Below are 23,205 nucleotides of genomic sequence, written 5' to 3'. Positions count from 1 at the left end.
CGGGCCCCGCTCCGCCCGCGCGGGCACGGACACCGGCGGCGAACCGGCTGCGTCCGACGCGACGGAGGGCCCCGAACTCGACTATCGCTTCACCCTCGCCGGTGAACGCACCTTCCTGGCCTGGATCCGCACCGCCCTCGGCCTGCTCGCCGGTGGGGTCGCGGTGCACGAGTTGGTGCAGCCGTTCGGGCATCACGACATCCGATCGGCGCTGGCGATCAGCTGCATCGTGCTGGCGGCCGTGATCGCACTCGGCGCCCTCGGTCGCTGGCGGATGGTGGGGGCGGCGATGCGGGAGGGCCGTCCGCTCCCGCACACGGTGATGGTGCCGATTCTGGCGATCGGTATCGCCGTGATCGCCGTGCTGGCCGGCATCGGACTGCTGCTGTCATGACCTCGATCCCGCCGGAGCGCCCGCCCGCCGTGGCGGCCGATCGCGGTTTGCAGGCCGAGCGGACGGCGTTGTCGTGGTGGCGCACCGCCGTGGGGGCCATGGCCAACGCGCTGCTGTTCCTGCACGTGGCCTTGACCAGCGGCGACCGTCCGGCCCTCGTGCTCGCGCTGGTGGCGATCGGTGCGCTGGGCGTGGTGGCCACCGTCTGCGTAGTACGCAGCCGGACCCTGCACACTCATGCGTGGGGAAGCTGGAGCGACGGACGGTTCGCGATGTCGACGACGAGCGTGGCGATCTGCGTGGTGGCGCTGGCTGCGCTCGTCGTGGCGTTGCTGGAGTCGATGCCCGGTTGGCGACTGTGAGCTGATCTGCGGATCGGCGGGTTGCCCGGCGTCCGCTGAGCCCGCCCGCGAAACCGGGCGCTGACCACCCCGTTTATGTTCTCACCTGCGCTGGTCGTAGACTGGCCACGCGGTTCGCTGTACGCGGATCGACTTCGCGCGTCCGATCACGGTGCCGTCGGCTGGTCCTCCCGAAAATTCTTCCGGAAGGTCCGGCGGCCACGGACGCCAGGGCAGAGACCGACCCTCGGTTTCTGCGTCAACCGGCACAGGAAAGGCGGATACGCGGCTATGGCTGTCGTAACCATGAAGCAGCTGCTCGACAGCGGCGCACACTTCGGTCACCAGACCCGGCGGTGGAACCCGAAGATGAAGCGGTTCATCTTCACCGACCGCAACGGCATCTACATCATCGACCTGCAGCAGACGCTGACCTACATCGACAAGGCCTACGAGTTCGTCAAGGAGACCGTCGCCCACGGTGGCACCGTTCTCTTCGTCGGCACCAAGAAGCAGGCTCAGGAGTCGATCGCGGCCGAGGCGACTCGCGTCGGGATGCCCTACGTCAACCAGCGCTGGCTGGGTGGCATGCTCACCAACTTCTCCACCGTGCACAAGCGGCTGCAGCGCCTGAAGGAACTCGAGGCGATGGAGCAGACCGGTGGTTTCGAGGGCCGCACCAAGAAGGAAATCTTGATGCTGACCCGCGAGAAGAACAAGCTGGAGCGCACCCTCGGCGGTATCCGCGATATGGCCAAGGTGCCCTCGGCCATCTGGGTCGTCGACACCAACAAGGAGCACATCGCCGTCGGTGAGGCTCGCAAGCTGAACATCCCGGTCATCGCGATCCTGGACACCAACTGCGACCCCGACCTGGTCGACTACCCGATTCCGGGTAACGACGACGCGATCCGCTCGGCCGCGCTGCTCACCAAGGTCGTCGCTTCCGCGGTCGCCGAGGGCGTGCAGGCCCGTGCCTCCCGCGCCTCGGGCGATGTGAAGCCCGAAGCCGGCGCCGGCGAGCCGCTCGCCGAGTGGGAGCAGGAACTGCTGGCGCAGGCGACCCCGGCCGCCGAGGGCGGCGAGGCTGCCGCCGAGGCTCCGGCCGAGACCGCCGCCGAGGCGGAGCTGAAGGAAGAGCCGGCCACCAAGACCCCGGCCGACTTCTGATCCGGCGCGGTTCCCACCGCGATTGTCTGTTCACCTTGCCGGCCCTTCCTGTTCGGAAGCGGTCGGCATGGTGGTGCTAAGAGACTTGACAACTTTCGTAAATCTTCGAGGAGGCTCGCCACGATGGCGAACTACACCGCCCAGGATGTGAAGCGGCTCCGCGAGCTCACCGGCTCCGGAATGATGGACTGCAAGAAGGCCCTGGAGGAGACCGACGGCGACTTCGATAAAGCCGTCGAGGTTCTGCGGATCAAGGGCGCCAAGGATGTCGGCAAGCGCGCCGAGCGCGCCACGGCCGAGGGTCTGGTCGCCGCGCAGAACGGCGTGATGATCGAGCTCAACTCCGAGACCGACTTCGTCGCCAAGAACGACGAGTTCCAGAACACCGCCGGCGACATCGTCGACGCCGCCGCCAAGGTGCGCCCGGCCGATCTGGAGGCGCTCAAGGCCGTCGACGTCAACGGCAAGACCGCCGACCAGGTGGTGCAGGAGCTGGCCGCCAAGATCGGCGAGAAGCTCGAGCTGCGTCGCGTCGTGTCCTTCGAGGGCCCGGTCGCGACCTACCTGCACAAGCGGTCCTCGGACCTGCCGCCGGCCGTCGGCGTGCTGGTCGAGTACCAGGGTGAGGGCGACGCCGCCGCCGAGGTCGCTCGCGCCGCCGCGATGCAGATCGCCGCGCTGAAGGCCAAGTACCTGACCCGCGAGGACGTCCCGGCCGAGGTCGTCGCCAAGGAGCGCGAGATCGCCGAGGCGACCGCCAAGGAAGAGGGCAAGCCGGAGGCCGCGCTGCCGAAGATCGTCGAGGGCCGGGTGAACGGCTTCTACAAGGACGTCGTCCTGCTGGAGCAGTCGTCGGTCACCGACAGCAAGAAGACCGTCAAGCAGCTGCTGGACGAGGCCGGTGTCACCGTCACCCGCTTCGCCCGCTTCGAGGTCGGTCAGGCCTGATACACCGCAAAGGCCCCCGGCGCGACCAATTCCGTTGCGCCGGGGGCCTTTCGGTATCGATCAGCCACCGGTGCCGCAGTGGCCCGTTCCCGGCATGATGCAGTCGCTGCTCCCGGTGATGGCCCAGTTCGCCAGGAGCGGTATGACGGGGAGCAGGCTGATGATCGGCGTGCTGCTGTCCACGCTGCCGAACGCCGCCGCGGTGCTGCCGGTCGGGATCGGTTCGGTGAAACTGGTCGGCGTCGCAGAACCGGGGTTGTCCGGCGCTGCCGTGGCCTCCGGTGTCAGCGGAACGACCGCCGCCGTGGCGGGAGAGATGACGGCGAGGGGTGCGGCGCCGAGCAACGCTGCGGCGCAGAGAAAGTGAACCGTCCGGCGAGTGAGCTTCATGCGGCCGCACCTTATTTGAAACAACAACGTTTCGTAGTGGGATCCGGGAATGGCGGCGTATTCGAGGGTCGGCTCACCGGCGCGACCTCGCGTGGTGCAGGATGGACGCAGCGTGTTACCGTCCCGCGCGAACAATCGCACCCGGGAGGGTAATTTCCCGTGCGTGCGCTCGCTCGACTGCCGAGGACTAGGAGACCGATGACGGACCCGGATACGGCGCCCGACCGCAAGGGCTATCGCCGAGTACTCCTCAAATTGGGTGGGGAGATGTTCGGCGGCGGCGAGGTCGGGCTCGACCCGGATGTGGTCCAGACCGTAGCCGAGCAGATCGCCGAGGTCGTCTCGACCGGCGTGCAGGTGGCGGTGGTCATCGGTGGCGGCAACTTCTTCCGCGGCGCCGAACTCGAGGAGCGCGGCATGGAGCGGGCCCGCTCCGATTACATGGGTATGCTCGGCACCGTGATGAACAGCCTTGCGCTGCAAGACTTTCTGCAGAAGCAGGGTGTCGACACCCGGGTGCAGACGGCCATCACCATGGGACAGGTCGCGGAGCCGTATCTGCCCCTGCGGGCGAAGCGGCACCTCGAGAAGGGCCGCGTGGTGATCTTCGGGGCCGGTATGGGCATGCCGTACTTCTCCACCGACACCACCGCGGCGCAGCGCGCGCTCGAGATCGGCGCCGAGGTGGTGCTGATGGCCAAGGCCGTCGACGGCGTCTTCACCGCCGACCCCAAGGTCGAGGCGGAGGCGATCATGTTCTCCGAGATCACCCACAAGGAAGTCCTCGAGCGCGGACTCAAGGTGGCCGATGCGACCGCGTTCAGTTTGTGTATGGACAACCAGATGCCGATGCTGGTGTTCAATTTGTTGATCAAGGGCAATATCGCCCGCGCGGTGGCCGGTGAGAAAATCGGCACACTGGTTCGGTCCTGAACCCTGCGGGGATCGGTCCTCGCGAATTCCGGGCCCCGAAACGATGCTGTGGAGGAAACGGTCGTGATTGATGAAGCGCTCTTCGACGCCGAGGAGAAGATGGAAAAGGCTGTCTCGGTGGCGAAGGACGACCTCGGAGGTATTCGGACCGGCCGCGCCAACCCGGGCATGTTCAACCGGGTCGTGGTCGAGTACTACGGCTCGCCGACGCCGATCACCCAGATGGCCAGCATCACCGTGCCCGAACCGCGCATGGTCGTCATCAAGCCCTACGAGCAGGGGCAGTTGCCGACGATCGAGACCGCGATCCGCAATTCGGATCTGGGCGTGAATCCGACCAACGACGGCACGATCATTCGCGTGGTGATTCCGCAGCTGACCGAGGAGCGTCGGCGGGAATTGGTGAAGCAGGCGAAATCCAAGGGTGAGGACGCCAAGATCGCCATTCGCAATGTGCGGCGCAAGTCGATGGATGAGCTGAGCCGCATCCAGAAGGACGGCGAGGCCGGTGAGGACGAGGTCGGTCGCGCCGAGAAGGAACTGGACAAGACCACCCAGAAGTACGTTGCCCAGATCGACGAGCTGGTCAAGCACAAGGAATCGGAACTGCTCGAGGTGTGAGACTCGGCCCGGCGCGACGATGCGGCACGGGCCCGGGGACGGAGTGGACGAATAAGTGAGCGACGGGACAATCGTGGCCGAAGACGCCGCAGCCGGCGAGACGATGCCGGTGAGCGACCCGGCCGGTGCAACACCGGCTCCCGACACGCCCTCGGCGCAGCCGAGCGGTAAGCCCTCACGCGCCGGTCGCAACTTACCGGCCGCGCTGGCGGTCGGTGTCGGCCTCGGCGCATCGCTGATCGCGATCCTGCTGTTCGTTCCGAAGGTTCTGATCGGAGTCATCGCGGTCGCGATGGCGATCGCCACCTGGGAGGTCGCCAAGCGGCTGCGCGAGGCCGATGTCCTGGTGCCGCGGGTGCCGCTGATCGTCGGCGGGCAGGCGATGATCTGGCTGGCCTGGCCCTACGGCCCCCAGGGCGTGGCGGGTGCGTTCGCGGCGACCGCGCTGGTGTGCATGGTCTGGCGCCTGTTCGACCACGGCTTGTCGGCCACGCCGCGAAACTTCCTGCGCGACACCGCGATCACGGTATTCGTGGTGTCCTGGATCCCGCTGCTGGCCTCGTTCGCGGTGTTGATGCTGCAACAGGACGACGGCAATCTCCGGGTGCTGACCTTCATGATCCTGGTGGTCTGCTCCGATGTCGGCGGTTACGTGGCCGGGGTGCTGTTCGGCCGCCATCCGATGGTGCCGGCCATCAGCCCGAAGAAGTCCTGGGAGGGTTTCGGCGGCTCGCTGGTGTTCTGCATCATCGGCGGACTGCTCACGGTGACGCTGCTGCTGCAGGCCAATTCGATGATCGGCGTGCTGCTGGGCATCGCGGTCGTGCTCGTGGCGACCTGCGGGGATCTGATCGAATCGCAGATCAAGCGCGAGCTGGGCATCAAGGACATGGGCACGCTGCTGCCCGGACACGGCGGCATCATGGATCGCCTCGACTCGATGCTGCCCTCGGCGTTCGTCTCCTGGCTGGTGCTGACCGCCCTGCTCTGAGATCCCGCCGCTCCGGGTTCAGCGCCGCTTCGCCGCGCGCCGCAACTGCATGATCCGCCAGCCACCGGCCAGCGCCATCACCAGCGCTCCGGCGATCACCGACAGCAGCAGCGTGACGCCGAGCGGCAGGTTGAACTGCCAGAAGAACAGGTGGATCCGCACCTGATCGAGGTTCTGCAGGATGAAGATCAACAGCAGCACCCCGATGACCGCCGCCGCCACCAGCGCCACCCAGGTGTAGCCCGCGCGGGTTTTCAGGGCTCGGTTGCGCCGGACGGGTGCGGTCGAGGGCGGAGTGTCGACGCGCGGGGGATCGGTGTGCGGGACCGGATCCGGTCCGGGGCTCGGTACTGCGTCGCTGGTCATATTTCGATCATTCCCGATCGCTATGGCGGATATGCGTATCTCCGGAATACCCGTTCGGCCGCGCCGTAACTGTGATCGGGTTATCCCTGCCCGCAGGCGGCGGGCCGGTACCGGCAATGCGACACTGGAAGGGTTATGACTACCTCCCTGCCGCTCGTTTTCGATGCCCCGCGCCGTGGAATGCCGCCGCGGCATCTCGCCGACCTCGATTCGGCCCAGCGGCGGCAGGCGGTGGAGGAGCTCGGACTGCCGAAGTTCCGGGCCGATCAGATCGCCCGGCAGTACTACGCGCGGTTGCAGGCCGACCCGCGGCAGATGACCGATCTGCCCGAGCCGATGCGGGAGAAGATCGCGGAGGCGCTGTTCCCGCCGCTGCTCAGCGAGGTGCGGCAAGTGGTGTGCGACGAGGGAACCACCCGCAAGACCCTGTGGCGCGCAGGCGACGGCACGCTGCTCGAGAGCGTGCTGATGCGCTATCCCGACCGCAACACGCTGTGTATCTCCAGTCAGGCCGGCTGCGGTATGGCCTGCCCGTTTTGCGCGACCGGCCAGGGCGGACTGAATCGCAATCTATCGACCGCCGAAATCGTCGACCAGGTGCGCGCGGCCGCCGCGGCGTTGCGTGACGGCGAGGTGGCCGGCGGTGTCGGCCGGCTGTCGAACATCGTGTTCATGGGGATGGGTGAGCCGCTCGCCAACTACAAGCGCGTGGTGGCGGCGGTCCGGCGAATCACCGCGCCCGCCCCGGACGGCCTGGGTATCTCGCAGCGCAACGTGGTCGTGTCGACCGTCGGCCTGGCCCCCGCGATCCGCAAACTGGCCGACGAGGGCCTGTCGGTGACGCTGGCCGTCTCCCTGCACACACCGGACGACGAATTGCGAGATACGTTGGTGCCGGTCAACAATCGCTGGTCGGTCGCCGAAGTACTCGACGCCGCACGGTATTACGCCGACAAGACCGGCCGTCGGGTCTCGGTCGAATACGCCCTGATCCGCGATATCAACGACCAGCCGTGGCGCGCCGACATGCTGGGCTCGAAACTGCACAAGGCACTCGGCTCCCGCGTCCACGTCAACCTCATCCCGCTCAACCCGACGCCGGGCTCCAAATGGGACGCGTCGCCGAAACCCGTCGAGCGGGAATTCGTGCGGCGAGTGGAGGCACAGGGTGTGCCCTGCACGGTGCGCGATACGCGGGGGCAGGAGATCGCCGCGGCCTGCGGGCAATTGGCGGCCGAGGGTTAACTCGGTGCGCTGTCGGTCGAGCCGGTAGCGCCGCTTCCGGATCGCAGGGCGAACACACCGAGACCCGCGAGCACCATCGATGCCCCCACCACCCACAGCCCCGCGCGCTGGGTTCCCGTCAGGTCGGCCAGCCAGCCGGTGAGATACGGCGCCGCGAACCCGCTGACATTGCCGAGCGAATTGATCAGGGCGATCCCGCCGGCCGCGGCGGCTCCGGACAGGGATGCGCTCGGCAGGGCCCAGAAGGTGGGCAGCGCGGCGAGCACACCGACGGCGCAGACGGTGACCGCAGACATCGCCGCGAACGGATTGTCCAGGTACAACGCGACCGGAATGGCGAGGCCGCCGATGATCGCGGGCAGGGCGACGTGCCGGCGGCGTTCGCCGGTGCGATCGCCGTGGCGGCCCCACCACATCATCGCGACCGCGCCGATCACATAGGGCACAGCGGTGATCAGGCCACGCTGCACCACCGAGTAGTGGGTCCCGTACTGCTGCTGGAATCCGGCCACGATGGTGGGCAGGAAGAAGCCGAGGGCGTAGAGCCCGTAGACGATGCCCGCGTAGATCGCGGCCAGTCCGAGTATGCGCGGATGGGTCAGAGATCGGCGCACCGTCCAGTGTTCGGTGCGCTGAACCGAGCGCTGCTCCGCCGTGAGTTCGGTTGCCAGCCAGTTCCTTTCCTCGGCCGACAACCAGCGGGCCTGCTCCGGCCGATCGGTGAGGTAGAACCAGGTCACCACCGCCAGCAGCAAGGCCGGCAGGCCCTGCACGAGGAACATGAACCGCCAGCCGCTGAGCCCGAAGACGTTGTCCCCGTACTCGATGAGCAGGCTCGACAGTGTGGATCCCAGAGCGGTCGACAGTGGCACCGCGGTCATGAACAGGGCGACGATACGGGCCCGGTAGCGCTGGGGAAACCAGAAGGTCAGATACAGCAGAATGCCCGGGAAGAATCCGGCCTCCGCCACGCCCAGCAGAAAGCGCAGCACGATGAGGACCGTCTCGTTGGGCACGAACGTCATCGCGGTGGCGACGATACCCCAGGTGAGCATGATGCGGGCGATCCAGCGCCGCGCACCGAACCGGTGCAGCGCCAGATTGCTCGGCACTTCCAGCACGAGATAGCCGAGAAAGAAGATGCCCGAGGCGAATCCGAATGCGGTCTCCGACATGCCGAGGTCGGTCTTCATCCCACTGGGCCCGGCGAAACCCACGTTCACCCGATCCAGGTAATTGACGAAGTACAGCAGGCACAGAAACGGCACCAGCCGAATCGTCACCTTGCGTACGGTCGCGGTGGCGACGTCGGCAGGGGCGATCATCATCCGTACTCTGCGCATTCGCGGCCGGCCAGTCAAATCGGGTTCGCGGGCGCGCTCACCGCTCAGCTCAGCAAAGCCCGTGCGTACCAATCCTTCTCGTCACGCACCCCCGGCAGGGCGAAGAAGTAGCCGCCGCCGAAGGGCTGGACGTAGTCGGTGAGAGGTTCGTTGATCAGCCGGGTCTGGATGGCCTCGAACTGGCGGGCGACGTCCTGCTGGAAGCAGGTGAAGATGTGGCCCGAGGCCATGTTGCCGTTGCGCTCCACGCCGAGGTCGTAGTTGTAGGAACGGCGGACCAGCTGCTGGCGGGCGGTTTCCGGAGTGCGCGGATTGGCCAGCCGGATATGGGAATCCAGGGGGATGACCGAACCCTCGGGGTCGGCGGCGTAGTCGGGGGTGTCGAATTCCTGATTGCCGTCGAGCGGGGCGCCGGAGTCGCGTCGGCGTCCGAACATGTTCTCCTGCTCGTTGATCGAGACCCGGTCCCAGAATTCGACGAGCATGCGGATCAGCCGGACCACCTGATAGGTGCCGCCGCGGGTCCACTCGGGTTCGCCGCCGCCGTCGGTCCAGATGAGCGATTCGGCGTCGGCGCCGGTGGGGTTGGCCGTTCCGTCCTTGAAGCCCAGCAGGTTCCGGCCGGTGCCGGAGGGGCGCGGCGGGGAGTTGTAGCCGTCGATCTTCCAGCGCAGCTGCAGTGCGCCGCGGGTCTGGCGGGTGATGTCGCGCAGCGCGTGATGGACGGTGTCGGGGTGATGCGCGCACAGCTGGATCAGCAGGTCGCCGTGCATCCAGGCCGGATCCGGGGTGTCGTTGGGGAAGGTCCGCATCGGCGTGAGTTTGGCGGGTTTGGCCGCGGCCAGCCCGAAGCGGCCGTCGAACAGGCTCGCGCCCACACCGGTGGTGACGGTGAGCCCGTCGGCGATGACCTCCGGCCCGAGCACCGCGCTGTCGGAGGGAGGCTGGCCGAGCCCGAGGTCGGTCGGGGCGCCGCCGGCGGTGAGGAAGCGGGCGCGTGCGGTGAGGGTTTTCATCGCCTCCACCAGTTCCGCGCGGTGGGTGGTGGTGACGTCGAAGGCGGCGAAGCAGGCGGCATTCTGTTTCGCCGACGGGCCCGGGGTGAGGATGCCGGACTGGTGTTCACCGTGGAAGGGGTAGCTCGCCTCGGCCTTCGGGGTGCCCACGGTGGCGGCGTCGGCGTCCTTGCGGGCGCCCTCGGCGAGGATGCCCGCGGTCAGCGCGGTTCCGGCGGCACCGGCGGCGGCGCCGGAGAGGAAGCGGCGGCGGCTGACGTTCATCGTGAAGCCTTACTGGTCGGTCGGTGGTTCGGCATGTCAGTGGGAGATCGGCACTTCGAGCAATCGCGGCACCTTGGCGAGTTCCTCGAGGGCGGCGCCGAGGCGCGCGTTGACGGCTTGCCGGGCGGCCGGCGGGGTCCGGTCGGGCGACTGCCAGTGCCCGTGGTCCTGGGTGGCGAGCAGGGCGGCCTGCAAGTCGTCGAGACGGGTGCGCAGGGTGGCGCGCAGCTGCGGCGCCCGCGGGTCGATCAGCGGGCCGAGCTGATCGAGGACCGCGCGAGTCACGTCGATGTCGGCGAGCGTCATCGGATACGCGGCGCCCGCGCCTTGGTCGTCGATGCCCGAAATATGGTCGCGCAGGGCGTCTTCCAGAATCTCGTGCCCGCGCAGCGGGAGTTTCTTCGGATCGCCGGCGAGGTCGTCGCTGCCGAGATTCTTGCGGATGTTCGTGATATCGCCACCGAGCCGATCGACCACCGGCAGCAGCTGATCCGGCCGCTGGCCGTGCCACAGGCCGTACTCCAGCCGGTGCAGACCGGTGAATCCGGGATCGTTCACCCCACCCGGCAGGCCGTCGGGCAGACCCGAGACCGCGGTGCCGGCGTCACCGAAGCTGTTGTAGGAGGCGCCGACCCGTTCCCATTCCAGCTGGGCGTTCAGCCAATCCGCTTGTGCCGCAGCGATATTACCGCCGCGCAGATCGTTGCCGATGGCGGTGACGGCGCCGGAGAGCCGGGTCAGCACGCCGGCGGCATACGCCTGATAGGCGTCGTTGGGCCCGCGCAGATCGTCCTCGGTGACGCGTTTGACGGCCGGCGGGGTCTCGCCCGCCTCACCGCTGACCTGCACTGCCGCCGATGAAGTCACCGGTTTGCCGGACATCAGGCATTGCATGGTGTAGCTGCCGCTGCTCAAGGTCGCCGTCAGATTGGCGGTCGTGGCCGGGCCGATCGTCTCGATCTCGCCGACGACCGCGCCGCCGGAGTTGACCAGGTTGATCTCCCCGGCCTTGGACGTCTTGTTCTGCACCTCGAATGTCTGCGTCCCGGCCCGCCCGGACTTCCATTCCGAGGCGCACGAACTGTCGGTGACCGACACCGCCTGCGCCTTACCGGAGCCGCTCGACGGCAGCAGCGCGATCGCCACCCCGGCGGCCACCGCGGGAACCACCACCAGCACCGCACCGACCAGCAACGGCCGCGGGCCGGCGATTCGCTCCCACCAGTCGGGCGTGTGCTCGGAGTCGGCTGGAGCCGATGCCGACGTTGTCGCTGCCGCCGGGGGAGGCGCCGACGCTGTGTTTCGCGGACCCTGGCCGGTCGCCCCGGTGGCCGGTGTGGCGCCCCCGCCACTCGCCGCGGCGGTAGCCGTCACGGGCGCCGCGGCCGCCGGCTGCGCCGCCTTCGCCGGGGCCTTTGCGGGCGCCTGGCGTCCCGCTCGGACGAACAGCGGGATCACCACCGCCAGGTAGACCACCCACGCCACGACCTGCAACACGGTCATCCGCGGCGTCAGTTCGGTGATGCCGGTGATGATCGAGACCCACCAGGAGTTGGGGTCGATATGCGCCGACAGGTCGAACGCGACCCAGTGGCGGCCGGGCAGAATTCCGGCGTCCTGCAGATCGCCGAGACCGTAGGACAGCACGCCGGCGGCGATCACGATCAGCGCGAGCGCGGTGCGGTTGAAGAACACGCCGAGGTTGAGCTTCACCGACTGCCGATACAGCAGCCAGCACAGCACCACCGCGGCCGTGAACCCGAGTGCGGCGCCGATCAGCGGCGCGACGGTGGTGCCGGAGGCCTTCACCGCGGTCCACACGAACAGCGTCGATTCCAGGCCTTCGCGCCCGACGGCCATGAAGGCCGTGATGGCCAGCGCTCCCGCGCCGATCGCCGTGGCGCGGGCGACCTCACCGCGAAGCTGGCCCGACAGCGACGCGGCGGTGCGCCGCATCCAGAAGACCATGGCCGTCACCAGGGCGACCGCGATCACACTCAGGGTGCCGCCGACGATTTCCTGGCCGGAGTTGGAGAGCACGCTCGTCGAATAGGTGAGCACCGCCGCGAAGCTGGCCGCCACCGATACCGCGCCGAGCAGGCCGAGCCAGACCGGGGTCGAGGAGACCGGGCGCTGGGGGGTCGATGTTTTGCGCACGGCAGCCAGCAGGATCGTCACCACGAGGCCCGCCTCGAGGCCCTCCCGCAGGCAGATCAGTAGATTCGGTACAGCCTCGGCCCAGCTCACCGTCCAAAGGTAAGGCATACCTATACCACAGGTCCAATCCTGCATGCCTGTAGCGAGTAACCGTTACCGTAGATGGGGTGGTATGCGCATAATGTCCGGATTTGCCGAGGCTATCCCTCCGGCGCTTCCTCGACCAGTGCCAGCGCTTCCTCGAGCAGCGCCTCCACGATCATCGATTCCGGTACCGTCCGCACCACCTCGCCGCGGACGAAGATCTGACCCTTGTGATTGCCCGCCGAAACCCCGATATCGGCTTCCCGCGACTCGCCTGGACCGTTGACGATGCAGCCCATCACCGCGACGCGCAGCGGCGCCGGGAAATCCCGGAAGGCCGCCTCGACCTTCTTCGTGAGCTCGAAGACGTCGACCTGGCAGCGGCCGCAGGTCGGGCAGGACACGATGTCGAGGGTGCGGGGGCGCAGCCCGAGCCCGGCCAGGATGTGGTGACCGACCTTGACCTCCTCGACCGGCGGCGCGGACAGCGAGACGCGGATCGTGTCGCCGATCCCCTCGGACAGCAGGATCCCGAACGCGGTGGCCGATTTCGCGGTGCCCTGCAGCGGCGGACCCGCCTCGGTGACCCCGAGATGCAGCGGATAGTCGCAGCGCTGGGCGAGCAGCCGGTAGGCCTGGATCATCGTCAGCGGATCGTTGTGTTTCACCGAGATCTTCAGCTCGGCGAAACCGTGCTCCTCGAACAGCCTCGCCTCCCACAGCGCCGATTCGACCAGTGCGGCGGCCGTGGCGCGACCGCCGTGCCGGTCCAGGATGCGCCGATCGAGGGAACCTGCGTTGACGCCGATGCGGATCGGCACCCCCGCCGCACCCGCCGCGGCGGCGATCTCGCGGACCTTGTCGTCGAAGGTGCGGATATTACCCGGATTCACCCGCACTCCGGCACAACCGGCATCGATGGCGCCGAAGACGTAGCGTGGATTGAAGTGGATGTCGGCGATCACCGGGATGGCCGAGCGGCGGGCGATCGTCGGCAGTGCCGCGCAGTCGTCCTGGGTGGGCACCGCCACGCGGACGAGATCGCAACCGGCAGCGGTCAATTCGGCGATCTGGCGCAGCGTCGCCTCGACATCGGCGGTGACGGTGGTGGTCATCGACTGCACCGAGATGGGTGCGCCGCCGCCCACCGGCACCGAGCCGACCTGGATGCGCCGGCTCTCCCGGCGCGGTCGCAGCGTCGGAGCCGCGGGCTCGGACAGGAATACGGCGGTCATCGGATCCTCTCGGTCGCGGGTAACCATTCCGCGCAGGCCGCGGCGATGCCCTCGCCGGTCAGTCCGTACTCGGCCAGGATGCTGTCGCGGGAGGCGTGGGGGATGAATGCGGTGGGCAGGCCGAGCGCGCGAACAGGAGCGGCGTCGGGGTCGCGGGCGATCACGTAGACCAGATGGGAGCCGATCCCGCCGGCGGCGATACCGTCTTCCACACAGACGGTGAGCCGATGCCGTGCCGCGATCGCCGGTAGCCCCGGATTGATCGGCCACACCCAGCGCGGGTCGATGACGGTGGCGCCGAAACCGCTGTCGGCCAGTAGTTCCGCCGCGCGCAGGCACGGCCCGGCCATCGGACCGACCGCCACCAGCAGAATATCGAGCGGACTGCGCGGCCCGCGGTACAGAATGTCCATCCCGTCCATCCGTGCCAGCGGCGAAATATTCTCTCCGGCAGTGGCTTTCGGATAACGCACGGTGGTGGGCCCGGCCGTGGCCACGGCTTCGCGCAGGAGTGCGCGGACCCGGCCGGGATCGCGTGGGCACGCGATCCGCATCCCCGGTACGCAGGTGAGCAGCGCCAGATCCCACATCCCGTGATGGCTGGGGCCGTCCGGACCGGTGACGCCGGCGCGGTCCAAGGCCAGTGTGACCGGCAGTTCGTGCAGCGCGATATCGAGCAGTACCTGATCGATCGCGCGGTTGAGGAAGGTCGAGTACACCGCCACCACCGGATGCATACCGGCTGCCGCCAAGCCCGCGGCGGAGGCCAGCAGGTGTTGTTCGGCGATACCGGAATCGAACACCCGCTCCGGTGCGCTGCGGGAGAATTCGCCGAGTCCGGTGGGCAAGCGCATCGCCGCGGTCATGGCGATCACCTCCGGATGGTCGCGGGCGATGGCGGCCAGTTCCGATTCGACGATATCGGTCCAGGTGGGGGCGGGCTGTTTGCGCGGCACACCGGTGACCGGATCGATCACCCCGCACGCGTGCATGCGGTCGGCCTCGTCCGCCTCGGCCGGGCCGAAGCCGCGGCCTTTCACCGTCACCGCGTGCACGACAACCGGTTTGGCCAGTTCGGCGGCCTTGTGCAGGGCCGTGCACAGTGCGCCGATGTCGTGGCCGTCCACCGGGCCCAGATAGGTGAAACCCAAGGCGTCGAACAGATTTCCGGAGACGGTGTCGCCGTCGCGCAGTCCGGTGAGATGCCCGGCCAGCGCGCCGACGGTCGGATCGTAGGAGCGCCCGTTGTCGTTGAGCACCACCACGACCGGGCGCCCGCCCGCGCCCAGATTGTTCAGGCCTTCCCAGGCCACACCGCCGGTCAGCGCGCCGTCGCCGATCACCGCCACCACCCGGCGCTCGTGTTCGCCGCGCAGCTGGAAGGCCTTGGCGATGCCGTCGGCCCACGCCAGGCTGACCGAGGCGTGGGAATTCTCCACCCAGTCGTGCGCGGATTCGGTGCGGTTCGGATACCCCGCGATCCCACCCGCCTGCCGCAGTGTGTCGAAGGTGTGCGATCGCCCGGTGAGCAACTTGTGCGCATAACTCTGATGTCCGGTGTCGAAGACGAGAACATCGGTGGGCGAACGGAAGACGCGATGCAGCGCGATGGTCAGCTCCACCGTCCCCAGACTGGCGCCGAGATGCCCGCCGGTTCCGGTGACGGTTTCGACGAGGCGATCGCGTAACCGCTGCGCCAGCGCGGGCAGTTCGTCGTCGGACAACGCGGCCAGTGCGTCGGGTCCGGTGAGGGCGGCGAGCGGGTCCGGCCCGCGCGGCGAGGGTTTCATGCGTGGCTCACCTTCCGGTGTGGGAATTCGACCCGGTGTCGATTCGGCTCAGCTGACGGCGGCGCGGATCGTCTCCTTCAGCGAACCCAGGGTCGCGACCACCGCGGTCGGCTCGTAGCCGCAGTGCGCCATGCAATTCGAGCAGCGTGGATCGTTGCCGCGGCCGAAGGCGTTCCAGTCGGTGTCGTCGATCAATTCCCGATAGGTGGCGACATAGCCGTCGTCGAGCAGGTAGCACGGCCGCTGCCATCCCTTGAGCGAATACGACGGAATCGCCCAGGCGGTGCAGTCGAAGTCGACCTTGCCCTCCAGGAAATCCAGGTACAGCGGGGAATGATTCAGCCGCCACTTCTTGCGGCGTCCGTCGGCGAAGGCCTTGGCGAACAGCTGATGGGTCTGCTTCACCCCGAGCCAATGCTCCTGATCGGGGGCCTTCTCGTAGGCGTAACCGGGCGCGATCTGCATGTGGTCGATCTCGAGCTCGTCGTTGAGATAGTCCAGGACGTCGATCACGTCCTGTGGCGAATCCAGATCGAAGAAGGTGGTATTCGTCATTACCCGGAATCCGGCGGCCTTGGCCTCGCGGATCGCCGCTACGGCCTGATCGAAGACGCCGTCCTTGCAGACCGAGGCGTCGTGGCGTTCGCGCAGTCCGTCCAGATGCACCATCCACGCGAAATTGCGGTGCGGGGTGAACTTGTGCAGATGTTTGGGCAGCAGTACCGCGTTCGTGCACAAAAAGACGATCTTGTTACGGTCGAGCAGTTGCCGCACGATCTCGTCGATCTGCGGATGCATCAGCGGTTCGCCACCGGCGATCGAGACCATCGGGGCGCCGCATTCCTCGATCGCGCCGACGGCCTGTTCGACCGGCATGCGCTGTTTGAGCAGCGTATGCGGATGCTGAATCTTGCCGCAGCCCGCGCATTTCAGATTGCAGGCGAACAACGGCTCCAATTCGACCAGGATGGGGAACTTCTCGCGGCGCAACAGCTTCTGTTTTGCGAGATACGCTCCCAGACGTACGGATTGACGGAATGGCATGGCCATTCAGCTCACCTCCCGAGGCAGGTTGAATCGAACACTCTCTTCGGTCACGGTGGTGTGGCGGACCCGGAGGGCGCCGAGCCCGGACAGGGCCTCGACCAGGTCGTCCACCAGATGCGGCGGTGCCGACGCACCGGCGGTGACGCCGATGCGGCGGGTGCCGGCCAGCCAGTCCAATTCGACCTCGCCGGCGTCCTCCACCAGATGTGCCGCCACACCCTCGGCCGCGGCGACCTCGGCCAGCCGCAGCGAATTGGAGGAGTTACGCGAACCCAGCACGAGCACCAGGTCCGATTCCCGGGCCACCGCCCGCACCGCCTCCTGGCGGTTGGTGGTGGCATAACAGATGTCGTCCTTGCGCGGCCCGTTCAAGGCCGGAAACCGTTGCCGCAGAACATCGGCCGTGGCCTCGGCCTCCGCGACGGCCAGGGTGGTCTGCGTGACGTAGGCGACCCGATCGGGATCCGGTGGCGACACCCGGGCGGCCGCTTCCGGATCGGCGACCACGATCACATTGCCGGGCGCCTCGCCGCGGGTGCCCACCACCTCCTCGTGGTCGGCGTGACCGATCAGGAAGACGGTCTTGTCGGCGGCGGCGAAGGTGCGTACCTCCGCGTGCACCTTCGACACCAGGGGACAGGTGCCGTCGACCACGCGCAGGCGGCGGCGTTCGGCCTGGCGGCGGACGTCCGGGGTCACGCCGTGCGCGGCGAGCACGACCACCGCGCCTTCGGGCACATGATCGAGCTCCTCGACGAAAACCGCTCCGTGCCCGGCCAATTCGCGCACCACATGGCTGTTGTGCACGATCTGACGCCGCACGTATACCGGGGCGCCGAAGCGGAGCAACGCCTGCTCGACGATCTCGATCGCCCGCTCGACCCCGGCGCAGAACGAGCGCGGCCCGGCGAGCAGGATCTCGCGCTCGCCGGTTGCCGACGACCATCGGTCCAGCGCCGGCGCGGCCGCCCGCAGCGAACGCAGTGCCCGTATTCCGCGCCACATCGTGCCGGGGCGCAGCAGCGGCGCGTCGGGGGTGTCGACGATCGCCCGGAGCGCGACGGCCTGCCCGTCGGGGGCATCGGCGGCGAGGAACGCGGTTTCGGTGTCGACCGCGAGCGCACCGGTCTCCGCCAGTTCGGCGCGCGCCCGGCCGGTGACCACGTGCTCGGCGGAATACACCGGTCCGAGCCGTGCGGGCAGCCCCAGCCGCAGCAGTTCGCCGTGCAGCAATACCGCTGCGGGACTGGGCAATTCGGTGCCGTTGCGCCGGATCTCGCTGGCCACCACGAGATCACCGGGGCGCAGCTCCGTGGTCAGCGCACCCGCGACTCCCGCCACCGCGACCGGTCCCGCCGCCGCGGCGTCGTAGCGCCGCCGCGGACCGCGCCCGGTGTGCACCACGGGCGCCGTGGCGGCACCGCGCAGTGCCGCCCACTCCGAACGCAACGGGGCACAGACGGTTCCGGGGCGGGGCATGTCGTCAGCTCCCGTCTCGCTCGGCGGTGGCCGTTCGCCGCCGCAGGTACCGCCCCAACGCCCAGACCGGGAACACCAAGCGGTACAGGTGGTAGTTGATGTAGAAATCGCCGGGGAAGCCGGTGCCGGTGAACAGGTCCTCGTCCCAGCCGCCGTCGGGTCGCTGCGTGCGCACCAGCCAGTCGATGCCGCGGCGCACGGCGGGGGAGTCGTGTTCCTCGGCGGCCAGCAGGGCCAGCAGGGCCCACGCGGTCTGCGAGGCGGTGGAGTCGCCGCGGCCGACCCATTCCGGGTCCCGATAGGAGCGCAGATCCTCACCCCATCCGCCGTCGGCGTTCTGATGGGCCTCCAGCCAGCGCACCGCCGCGCGGATCGCCGTCGACCGCGGACTCGTACCGGCCGCGACCAGCGCCGGAACCGCCGCGCCCGTGCCGTAGACGTGGTTGGCGCCCCAGCGTCCGAACCAGGAACCGTCGGACTCCTGATGGTCGAGCAGCCAGCGCACACCGCGGCGGCATGCGCGATCACCGCCGCGGCCGAGGACGGCCAGCATCTCCACCACGTGCGCGGTCACATCGGCCGAAGGCGGATCGGTGACGGCGCCGAAATCGCAGAACGGCAGTTTCGTCGGCAGGATCGAGGTGTTGTCGGCGTCGAAGGCGCCCCACCCGCCGTCGGCGGACTGCATGCCGACCGTCCAGCGCACCGCGCGCTCGATCGCCGCATCCAGCCGCGGGCGATCCGGATGCGAAACCTGGTGCAGCGCAATGACGATCTCGGCAGTGTCGTCGGTGTCGGGGTAGACGTCGTTGGCGAATTCGAAGGCCCAGCCCCCGGGTTCCAGATGTGGCCGGCGCACCTGCCAGTCGCCGCCGGCGGTGATCTGCTCACCCAGCAGCCAGTCGGTGGCCCGCAGCACCGCTGGGTCGTCGGGCGCCACCCCGCCGTCCAGCAGCGCGGCCGTCGCCAGCGCGGTATCCCACACCGGTGACTGGCAGGCCTCGAGCCGCCGTACCTCACCGTCCGGGGTTTGTTCGCGGACGACGAATCCGTCCAGGCCCGCGATGCCAGCCCGCATCGCCGGATGATCGAGCGGATAGCCCAGCAGGTGCAGTGCCAGCAGCGAATACACCCACGGCGGCTGAATTCCGCCCCAGCCGCCGTCGGCCTCCTGGCGGGCCAGAATCCACTCCGCGGCGTGCCGCATCGCCACATCGCGCAGCGGATTCAACGGCAGCCGCGCGTAGGTGTGCAGCACCGTGTCCACGCGCTGGAACACTCCGGCGAGGGAGGTGATCGGCGCGCGGCGGGCCGGGGGCGCGCCGGTACGCAATTCGTCGATGCCGAACGGCAGCGGGCGGCACGGCCGCAGCGTGGCGACCACGGTCAACGGCACCACGGTCTGGCGGGCCCAGCATCCCCAGTCGTAGATGTTGAGCGGGAACCAGGACGGGAACAGCACGAGTTCGGGTGGCAGATTCGGCAGATCGTCCCAGGACCACAAGCCGAACAGCGCCAACCAGATTCGGGTGAAGACCCGCGACGCCTCGATCCCGCCTTCGGCGCGCACGAATGCGGCCGCGGCGCGCATATGCGGCGCGGCTGGGTCGTCACCGGCGAGTCGCAACGCCACCCACGCCTCGGCGGTGGTCGACAGATCGCCGGGGCCGCCGTGGAAGGTCGCCCAGGTTCCGTCGGCGCGCTGCTGTGATCGGATCCAGCGTGCCGCCGGCTCGGTCACGTCCGGGGTGGAGATGCCGAGGAACTCCCGCAGCAGGAGATCTTCGGCGTCCATCGTCACGTTGGTCGCCAATTCGCCCTTCCACCAGCCCTGTTCGTGCTGGGACGAGCGCAGCAGCCGCACCGCCGCGTCGGTGGCCGAGCGGACCGCGCTCAGTTCGTCGGCGCCGTGCGCCGGATCGACCGCTGCCCGCCGGTTCGCTGCCGCATTGCCGGTTTGGGTGACTGTCATTCCTATGCACTCCGTTCCACGATGAAATCGGCCAGGTCACAAAGCTCCCGGCGGTATTCGGGGGTGATGGTGACCGCGGCGAGAGCCTGCTGGGCGGTGCGCACCCGCCGCCGGGCCTCGGCGCGGGCCCAGCGCCGGCCACCGGCGGTCTCGACCATGTCGGCGGCGGCCCGCAGATCGTTCTCGCTCGGTTCGCCCGATTGGGCGAGCCACTGTGCCAGCGCCTGACCGGCCGCGCGGCCGGATTCCACGCTCCAGGTGACCGGGAGCGACTTCTTGCGCGAACGCAGATCCGAGAACACCGGTTTGCCGGTCACCGCCGGATCGCCCCAGATGCCGAGCAGATCGTCGACGAGCTGGAAGGCCAGACCGATGTTGTCGCCGTAGGTGCGCAGCGCCCCGACCGTCGCCGGCGGCGCCCCGGCCAGCACACCGCCGACCGCGGCACTCGCCGAGAGCAGCGCCGCGGTCTTGCCCATGGCCATGCGGATACATTCGGCGAGGGTCACGTCGTTGCGGTGTTCGAAGTCGACGTCGGCGGCCTGGCCGATGATCAGATCCTGGGTCGCCTTCCCGACCAGCCGGGCCGCCGCCACCGCGTGCGGTGACCCGGAATCGAGCAGCACCTCGTGCGACAGCGAGAGCATCGCGTCGCCGGCCAGCACGGCGACCGGATCGCCCCACACCGCCCAGACCGTGGGCCGATGCCGGCGGGTGGCGTCGCGATCCATCAAGTCGTCGTGCACGAGCGAGAAGTTGTGCACGAGTTCGACCGCCACCGCGCCCGGAATCCCACAGAGCTCGTCGCCGCCGGCGGCGTGGGCGGCGAGCATGGTCAGCCGCGACCGCACCGATTTGCCGCTGTCGGCGACGGCCGGACGGCCGCGTTCGTCGCAGAAACCGAGGTGATAGGCGACCACCGGCCGGATCGCGTCGTCGAGCCGCCCGACGGCGTCGGACAGCGCCGACCGGACGGCCTGGCCGTCGGCGTCGACCGTGGACAGGATGGTTACCGTCATCTGATCACCTCCGATATCCGCGTGCGGGGTTCGGGCATACCGGTGCGCTCGGCGGCACCGGCGCGGGGCCGACGCCCCGACGGATGCGAAATGATCTCGGCCGCAGCGGATTCCCCGCTGCGCACGGCGCCCTCCATGGTCGCGGGCCAGCCGGTGTCGGTCCACGCTCCGGCCAGCGCCAGGCCGGGCAACGCGGTGGCCGCGGGCGGCCGCAGCCGCGCACTGCCCGGTGCGGGCCGGAACGTCGCATGGCGTTCGCGAGTGACGAAGAAGTCGACCACCTGCGCCGTGCGGGCGGCGGGCAGCAACTGTTCGAGGGCGGGCAGGAATTCCCGGCGCAGCTCGGCGGCGGGGCGATCGACGAAGGCGTCGGCGGCGGAGACGGAGACGGCCAGATATTGCGCGCCGGCGGGAAACCGGGCAGGTGCCACCGACGGGCTCGGTGCGGCTGCCGCGACCGGCGCCGAACTGTCTTGTGGCCCGTCGGTGACGTCCGCGCTCCGGCGACCCGCCGCGCGCAATCCCGAGGCGTCGGTGCGGTCGAAAACCCACTGCACGACCGAGCCGACCCCCGCTCGCAGGGATTCGTTCATCACCGGCCGGTCGTAGACCACGTGGATGTTGACGATCGGCGAACTGCCCAGGCTCGCAGCCCAATTCGCGGGCAGATCCACCGCGTCGGCGGGCAACAGCGCCTGAGCCGCGGCAGGGGGCACGGCCGAGACGACGGCGTCGGCGGCGCAGTCGCCGGACCGGGTGCACACCGCCCACCCGTTCGCTACTCGCCGGACGGCCGTGACTCGCTCGTGGACGACCGTAACCCCGGCCGCGGTGAGGGCGGTCAGCGCGGCCTCACCGTGCAACTGCCGCAACGGGATCCGCGACCACCCGATATCGGCGGCATCGGCATCGGTGAGCAGGCCGATCCGGAAGACGGTCGCGGCCAGCGCCAGCGATACGTCGTCGGCGCGCGCGTTGAGGGTGGCGATGCCGACCAGATCCCACAGACTGTCCACGGCGTCGCGATCCTGGCCGTGCGCACGCAACCAGTCCCCGAAACTGGTGGTGTCCGTCCGTGGATCGGCGGGATCGACCGCCCGCAGAGCAAGTGCGGCCCGGACGAACCGCACCCGCGCGCCCTGCGACAACCACGGATAGCGCAGCAGCGCCCAGCTCAGATGCAACGGTGCCGGCAACGGCAGCCGCCGCAACCTGCCCGCGCGGCCACCGCCGGAGACGGGGATGTCCAAGCGCGGCTGCAGGTGCACCGCATCCCGCATGCCGAGCCGATCCAGCAGTGCGAGATAGCGGTCGCAGCACCGCAGGAAGACGTGTTGTCCGTTGTCGATCCACAGATCGCCACGGGGAAACGAATGCGTCAGCCCGCCCAGCCAGGGCCGGGATTCATACAGCCGCACCGCATATCCGGCGTCCGCGCAGCGCAGAGCCGCGGTGATCCCCGCGAGCCCGCCGCCCACCACGGCCACCCGCGCCGTCATCGCGGGCCCCACCCGAATGCCGTCATCGAGTACTGCAGCAGGGCGCCGGAGGCGACGCGGGTCTTCTCCCGTGCGCTCAACGACAGCCGCCGGTCGTAGACGGCCACCGGATTGGCGCGGATGCGCTCGTTGAGCCGCCGGTAGATGCCCGCCATCGCCGCGCAGCAGGCGGCACTGCGGCCGTCCAGATGCGGAATCAGCCGCAGTCCCAGGCAATACCAGTTCTCGGCGCGTTCGGCGCCGGCGCGGATCAGCGCGGCCAGTCCGCCGTTGTGATCGTCGAGCGCCCCACCGGCGTCGAGTTCGAGCCGGACGCCGAAGCGCAGCAACTCGTCCCGGGGCAGATAGACCCGGCCGTTGCCGAGGTCCTCGCGGATATCGCGCAGAATGTTGGTCTGCTGCAACGCTATTCCCAGCTGATCGGCATACAGCGGCGCGCACGGATCACCGCCGGAGCCGAAGATCGACAGGCACAGGCGGCCCACCGCCCCGGCCACGCACCGGCAGTAGTGGGTCAACTCGTCGAAGTCGGTGTAGGTGACGCCGTCGACATCGGCCTGCACACCGTCGATCAGTTCGCCGAACGCGCCCAGCGGCACCGGATAGCGCCGCGCGGTGTCGGCGACGGCGAACAACACCGGATCGTCGGTGCCGGCGCCGCCGGTGACCTTGTCCAATTCCTTGCGCAACAGGGTCAGCGCCTCGGTTTTGACGGCCGGTTCGCCCTGCTCGTCGCCGATATCGTCGATGCGGCGGGCCAGCGCGTAGAGCGCGCACAGTGCCGTGCGCTTCTCCGGGGGCAGCAGCCGGATGCCGTAGTAGAAGTTCTTGGCCTCGGTGCGGGTGATCCGTTCACAGGTCTCGTAGGCCGCCGCGGTGGTCGGGCCGGTCGCGATGATGC

Annotated in this window: 21 protein-coding genes; 8 read left to right on the top strand and 13 right to left on the bottom strand. The window is 68.9% G+C overall.

Translation table 11 applies throughout. The features are described 5' to 3' along the window. The 4 genes from NN2_RS17600 to tsf all read left to right on the top strand — a co-directional run. Positions 1-394 (top strand): YidH family protein (locus NN2_RS17600; RefSeq protein WP_063014975.1); only part of this gene is annotated, 394 nt, incomplete at its 5' end. After that, positions 391-756 carry a DUF202 domain-containing protein gene (locus NN2_RS17595; RefSeq protein ID WP_063014973.1) on the top strand — a complete coding sequence of 122 codons (366 nt, stop codon included), beginning with the start codon at positions 391-393 and terminating at the stop codon, positions 754-756. The genes NN2_RS17600 and NN2_RS17595, both read left to right, overlap by 4 nt. A gap of 270 nt (positions 757-1,026) precedes the next feature. Then, positions 1,027-1,905: a 30S ribosomal protein S2 gene (gene rpsB / locus NN2_RS17590; RefSeq protein WP_036503641.1), complete on the top strand. Its 879-nt coding sequence runs from the start codon at positions 1,027-1,029 to the stop codon at positions 1,903-1,905. Between the two features lie 123 nt (positions 1,906-2,028). Beyond that, entirely contained in the window at positions 2,029-2,853 is an 825-nt protein-coding gene (gene tsf, locus NN2_RS17585; protein WP_063014971.1) for a translation elongation factor Ts, read from the top strand. A 60-nt stretch (positions 2,854-2,913) separates the two neighbouring features. Here the strand turns inward: tsf and NN2_RS37225 are convergent, their stop codons facing one another. After that, positions 2,914-3,384: a hypothetical protein gene (locus tag NN2_RS37225; protein ID WP_156511362.1), complete on the bottom strand. Its 471-nt coding sequence runs from the start codon at positions 3,382-3,384 to the stop codon at positions 2,914-2,916. A 57-nt stretch (positions 3,385-3,441) separates the two neighbouring features. On the opposite strand from NN2_RS37225, the gene pyrH reads away from it, so the two are divergent. The 3 genes from pyrH (at position 3,442) to NN2_RS17565 (ending at position 5,788) form a co-directional block, all read left to right on the top strand. Then, the gene (gene pyrH / locus NN2_RS17575) at positions 3,442-4,176 is read left to right on the top strand and encodes a UMP kinase (RefSeq protein WP_030513088.1); all 735 of its coding nucleotides are present in this window, start codon (positions 3,442-3,444) and stop codon (positions 4,174-4,176) included. Between the two features lie 63 nt (positions 4,177-4,239). Beyond that, positions 4,240-4,797 carry a ribosome recycling factor gene (gene frr, locus NN2_RS17570; protein ID WP_063015012.1) on the top strand — a complete coding sequence of 186 codons (558 nt, stop codon included), beginning with the start codon at positions 4,240-4,242 and terminating at the stop codon, positions 4,795-4,797. A gap of 103 nt (positions 4,798-4,900) precedes the next feature. Then, positions 4,901-5,788, top strand: coding sequence for a phosphatidate cytidylyltransferase (locus NN2_RS17565; RefSeq protein WP_063015010.1), 888 nt, complete (start codon positions 4,901-4,903; stop codon positions 5,786-5,788). Between the two features lie 18 nt (positions 5,789-5,806). Here NN2_RS17565 and NN2_RS17560 read toward each other — a convergent pair whose 3' ends face one another. Then, on the bottom strand, positions 5,807-6,154 hold the full coding sequence (locus tag NN2_RS17560; RefSeq protein ID WP_063014967.1) for a LapA family protein: 348 nt from the start codon (positions 6,152-6,154) through the stop codon (positions 5,807-5,809). 135 nt (positions 6,155-6,289) lie between these two features. On the opposite strand from NN2_RS17560, the gene rlmN reads away from it, so the two are divergent. Further along, positions 6,290-7,399 (top strand): dual-specificity RNA methyltransferase RlmN, encoded by a 1,110-nt coding sequence (gene rlmN / locus NN2_RS17555; protein WP_063014965.1) that lies wholly within the window; start codon positions 6,290-6,292, stop codon positions 7,397-7,399. Here the strand turns inward: rlmN and NN2_RS17550 are convergent. The 11 genes from NN2_RS17550 to hpnD form a co-directional block, all read right to left on the bottom strand. Next, positions 7,396-8,724, bottom strand: a complete 1,329-nt coding sequence (locus NN2_RS17550) for an MFS transporter (RefSeq protein ID WP_439955857.1) — start codon at positions 8,722-8,724, stop codon at positions 7,396-7,398. The two genes, rlmN and NN2_RS17550, sit on opposite strands and share 4 nt — an antisense overlap. 62 nt (positions 8,725-8,786) lie before the next feature. Then, on the bottom strand, positions 8,787-10,022 hold the full coding sequence (gene efeB, locus NN2_RS17545) for an iron uptake transporter deferrochelatase/peroxidase subunit (RefSeq protein WP_030513094.1): 1,236 nt from the start codon (positions 10,020-10,022) through the stop codon (positions 8,787-8,789). A gap of 36 nt (positions 10,023-10,058) precedes the next feature. Further along, positions 10,059-12,269, bottom strand: a complete 2,211-nt coding sequence (gene efeU, locus NN2_RS39100; protein ID WP_082857058.1) for an iron uptake transporter permease EfeU — start codon at positions 12,267-12,269, stop codon at positions 10,059-10,061. Between the two features lie 110 nt (positions 12,270-12,379). Then, on the bottom strand, positions 12,380-13,498 hold the full coding sequence (gene ispG, locus NN2_RS17535; RefSeq protein WP_063014959.1) for a flavodoxin-dependent (E)-4-hydroxy-3-methylbut-2-enyl-diphosphate synthase: 1,119 nt from the start codon (positions 13,496-13,498) through the stop codon (positions 12,380-12,382). Further along, a complete protein-coding gene (locus NN2_RS17530; RefSeq protein ID WP_063014956.1) occupies positions 13,495-15,288 on the bottom strand; it encodes a 1-deoxy-D-xylulose-5-phosphate synthase in 1,794 nt (597 codons plus the stop codon). The genes ispG and NN2_RS17530 overlap by 4 nt, the downstream gene beginning before the upstream one ends. 48 nt (positions 15,289-15,336) lie before the next feature. Next, the gene (gene hpnH / locus NN2_RS17525) at positions 15,337-16,338 is read right to left on the bottom strand and encodes an adenosyl-hopene transferase HpnH (RefSeq protein ID WP_030513098.1); all 1,002 of its coding nucleotides are present in this window, start codon (positions 16,336-16,338) and stop codon (positions 15,337-15,339) included. Then, positions 16,339-17,340, bottom strand: coding sequence for a 4-hydroxy-3-methylbut-2-enyl diphosphate reductase (ispH, locus tag NN2_RS17520; RefSeq protein ID WP_218022034.1), 1,002 nt, complete (start codon positions 17,338-17,340; stop codon positions 16,339-16,341). 478 nt (positions 17,341-17,818) lie between these two features. Further along, on the bottom strand, positions 17,819-19,786 hold the full coding sequence (gene shc / locus NN2_RS17515) for a squalene--hopene cyclase (RefSeq protein WP_082857057.1): 1,968 nt from the start codon (positions 19,784-19,786) through the stop codon (positions 17,819-17,821). Between the two features lie 2 nt (positions 19,787-19,788). Continuing rightward, positions 19,789-20,805 carry a polyprenyl synthetase family protein gene (locus NN2_RS17510; protein ID WP_063014952.1) on the bottom strand — a complete coding sequence of 339 codons (1,017 nt, stop codon included), beginning with the start codon at positions 20,803-20,805 and terminating at the stop codon, positions 19,789-19,791. Continuing rightward, positions 20,802-22,304 (bottom strand): hydroxysqualene dehydroxylase HpnE, encoded by a 1,503-nt coding sequence (gene hpnE / locus NN2_RS17505; protein WP_063015005.1) that lies wholly within the window; start codon positions 22,302-22,304, stop codon positions 20,802-20,804. The genes NN2_RS17510 and hpnE overlap by 4 nt, the downstream gene beginning before the upstream one ends. Continuing rightward, positions 22,301-23,203 carry a presqualene diphosphate synthase HpnD gene (hpnD, locus tag NN2_RS17500; protein WP_369689962.1) on the bottom strand — a complete coding sequence of 301 codons (903 nt, stop codon included), beginning with the start codon at positions 23,201-23,203 and terminating at the stop codon, positions 22,301-22,303. The genes hpnE and hpnD overlap by 4 nt, the downstream gene beginning before the upstream one ends. Positions 23,204-23,205: the final 2 nt, after the last annotated feature.

Source organism: Nocardia nova NBRC 15556, assembly GCF_001613005.1.
Taxonomy (GTDB): Bacteria; Actinomycetota; Actinomycetes; order Mycobacteriales; family Mycobacteriaceae; genus Nocardia; species Nocardia nova.
This window is presented reverse-complemented; position numbering and strand designations above follow the sequence as displayed.

Coding starts and splice junctions, on each gene's coding strand:
- NN2_RS17595 (WP_063014973.1), top strand. CDS start 391: ATGACCTCGATCCCGCCGGAGCGCCCGCCCGCCGTGGCGGCCGATCGC.
- rpsB (WP_036503641.1), top strand. CDS start 1,027: ATGGCTGTCGTAACCATGAAGCAGCTGCTCGACAGCGGCGCACACTTC.
- tsf (WP_063014971.1), top strand. CDS start 2,029: ATGGCGAACTACACCGCCCAGGATGTGAAGCGGCTCCGCGAGCTCACC.
- pyrH (WP_030513088.1), top strand. CDS start 3,442: ATGACGGACCCGGATACGGCGCCCGACCGCAAGGGCTATCGCCGAGTA.
- NN2_RS17565 (WP_063015010.1), top strand. CDS start 4,901: ATGCCGGTGAGCGACCCGGCCGGTGCAACACCGGCTCCCGACACGCCC.
- NN2_RS17560 (WP_063014967.1), bottom strand. CDS start 6,154: ATGACCAGCGACGCAGTACCGAGCCCCGGACCGGATCCGGTCCCGCAC.
- rlmN (WP_063014965.1), top strand. CDS start 6,290: ATGACTACCTCCCTGCCGCTCGTTTTCGATGCCCCGCGCCGTGGAATG.
- NN2_RS17550 (WP_439955857.1), bottom strand. CDS start 8,724: ATGATCGCCCCTGCCGACGTCGCCACCGCGACCGTACGCAAGGTGACG.
- efeB (WP_030513094.1), bottom strand. CDS start 10,022: ATGAACGTCAGCCGCCGCCGCTTCCTCTCCGGCGCCGCCGCCGGTGCC.
- ispG (WP_063014959.1), bottom strand. CDS start 13,498: ATGACCGCCGTATTCCTGTCCGAGCCCGCGGCTCCGACGCTGCGACCG.
- NN2_RS17530 (WP_063014956.1), bottom strand. CDS start 15,288: ATGAAACCCTCGCCGCGCGGGCCGGACCCGCTCGCCGCCCTCACCGGA.
- hpnH (WP_030513098.1), bottom strand. CDS start 16,338: ATGGCCATGCCATTCCGTCAATCCGTACGTCTGGGAGCGTATCTCGCA.
- ispH (WP_218022034.1), bottom strand. CDS start 17,340: ATGTGGCGCGGAATACGGGCACTGCGTTCGCTGCGGGCGGCCGCGCCG.
- shc (WP_082857057.1), bottom strand. CDS start 19,786: ATGACAGTCACCCAAACCGGCAATGCGGCAGCGAACCGGCGGGCAGCG.
- NN2_RS17510 (WP_063014952.1), bottom strand. CDS start 20,805: ATGACGGTAACCATCCTGTCCACGGTCGACGCCGACGGCCAGGCCGTC.
- hpnE (WP_063015005.1), bottom strand. CDS start 22,304: ATGACGGCGCGGGTGGCCGTGGTGGGCGGCGGGCTCGCGGGGATCACC.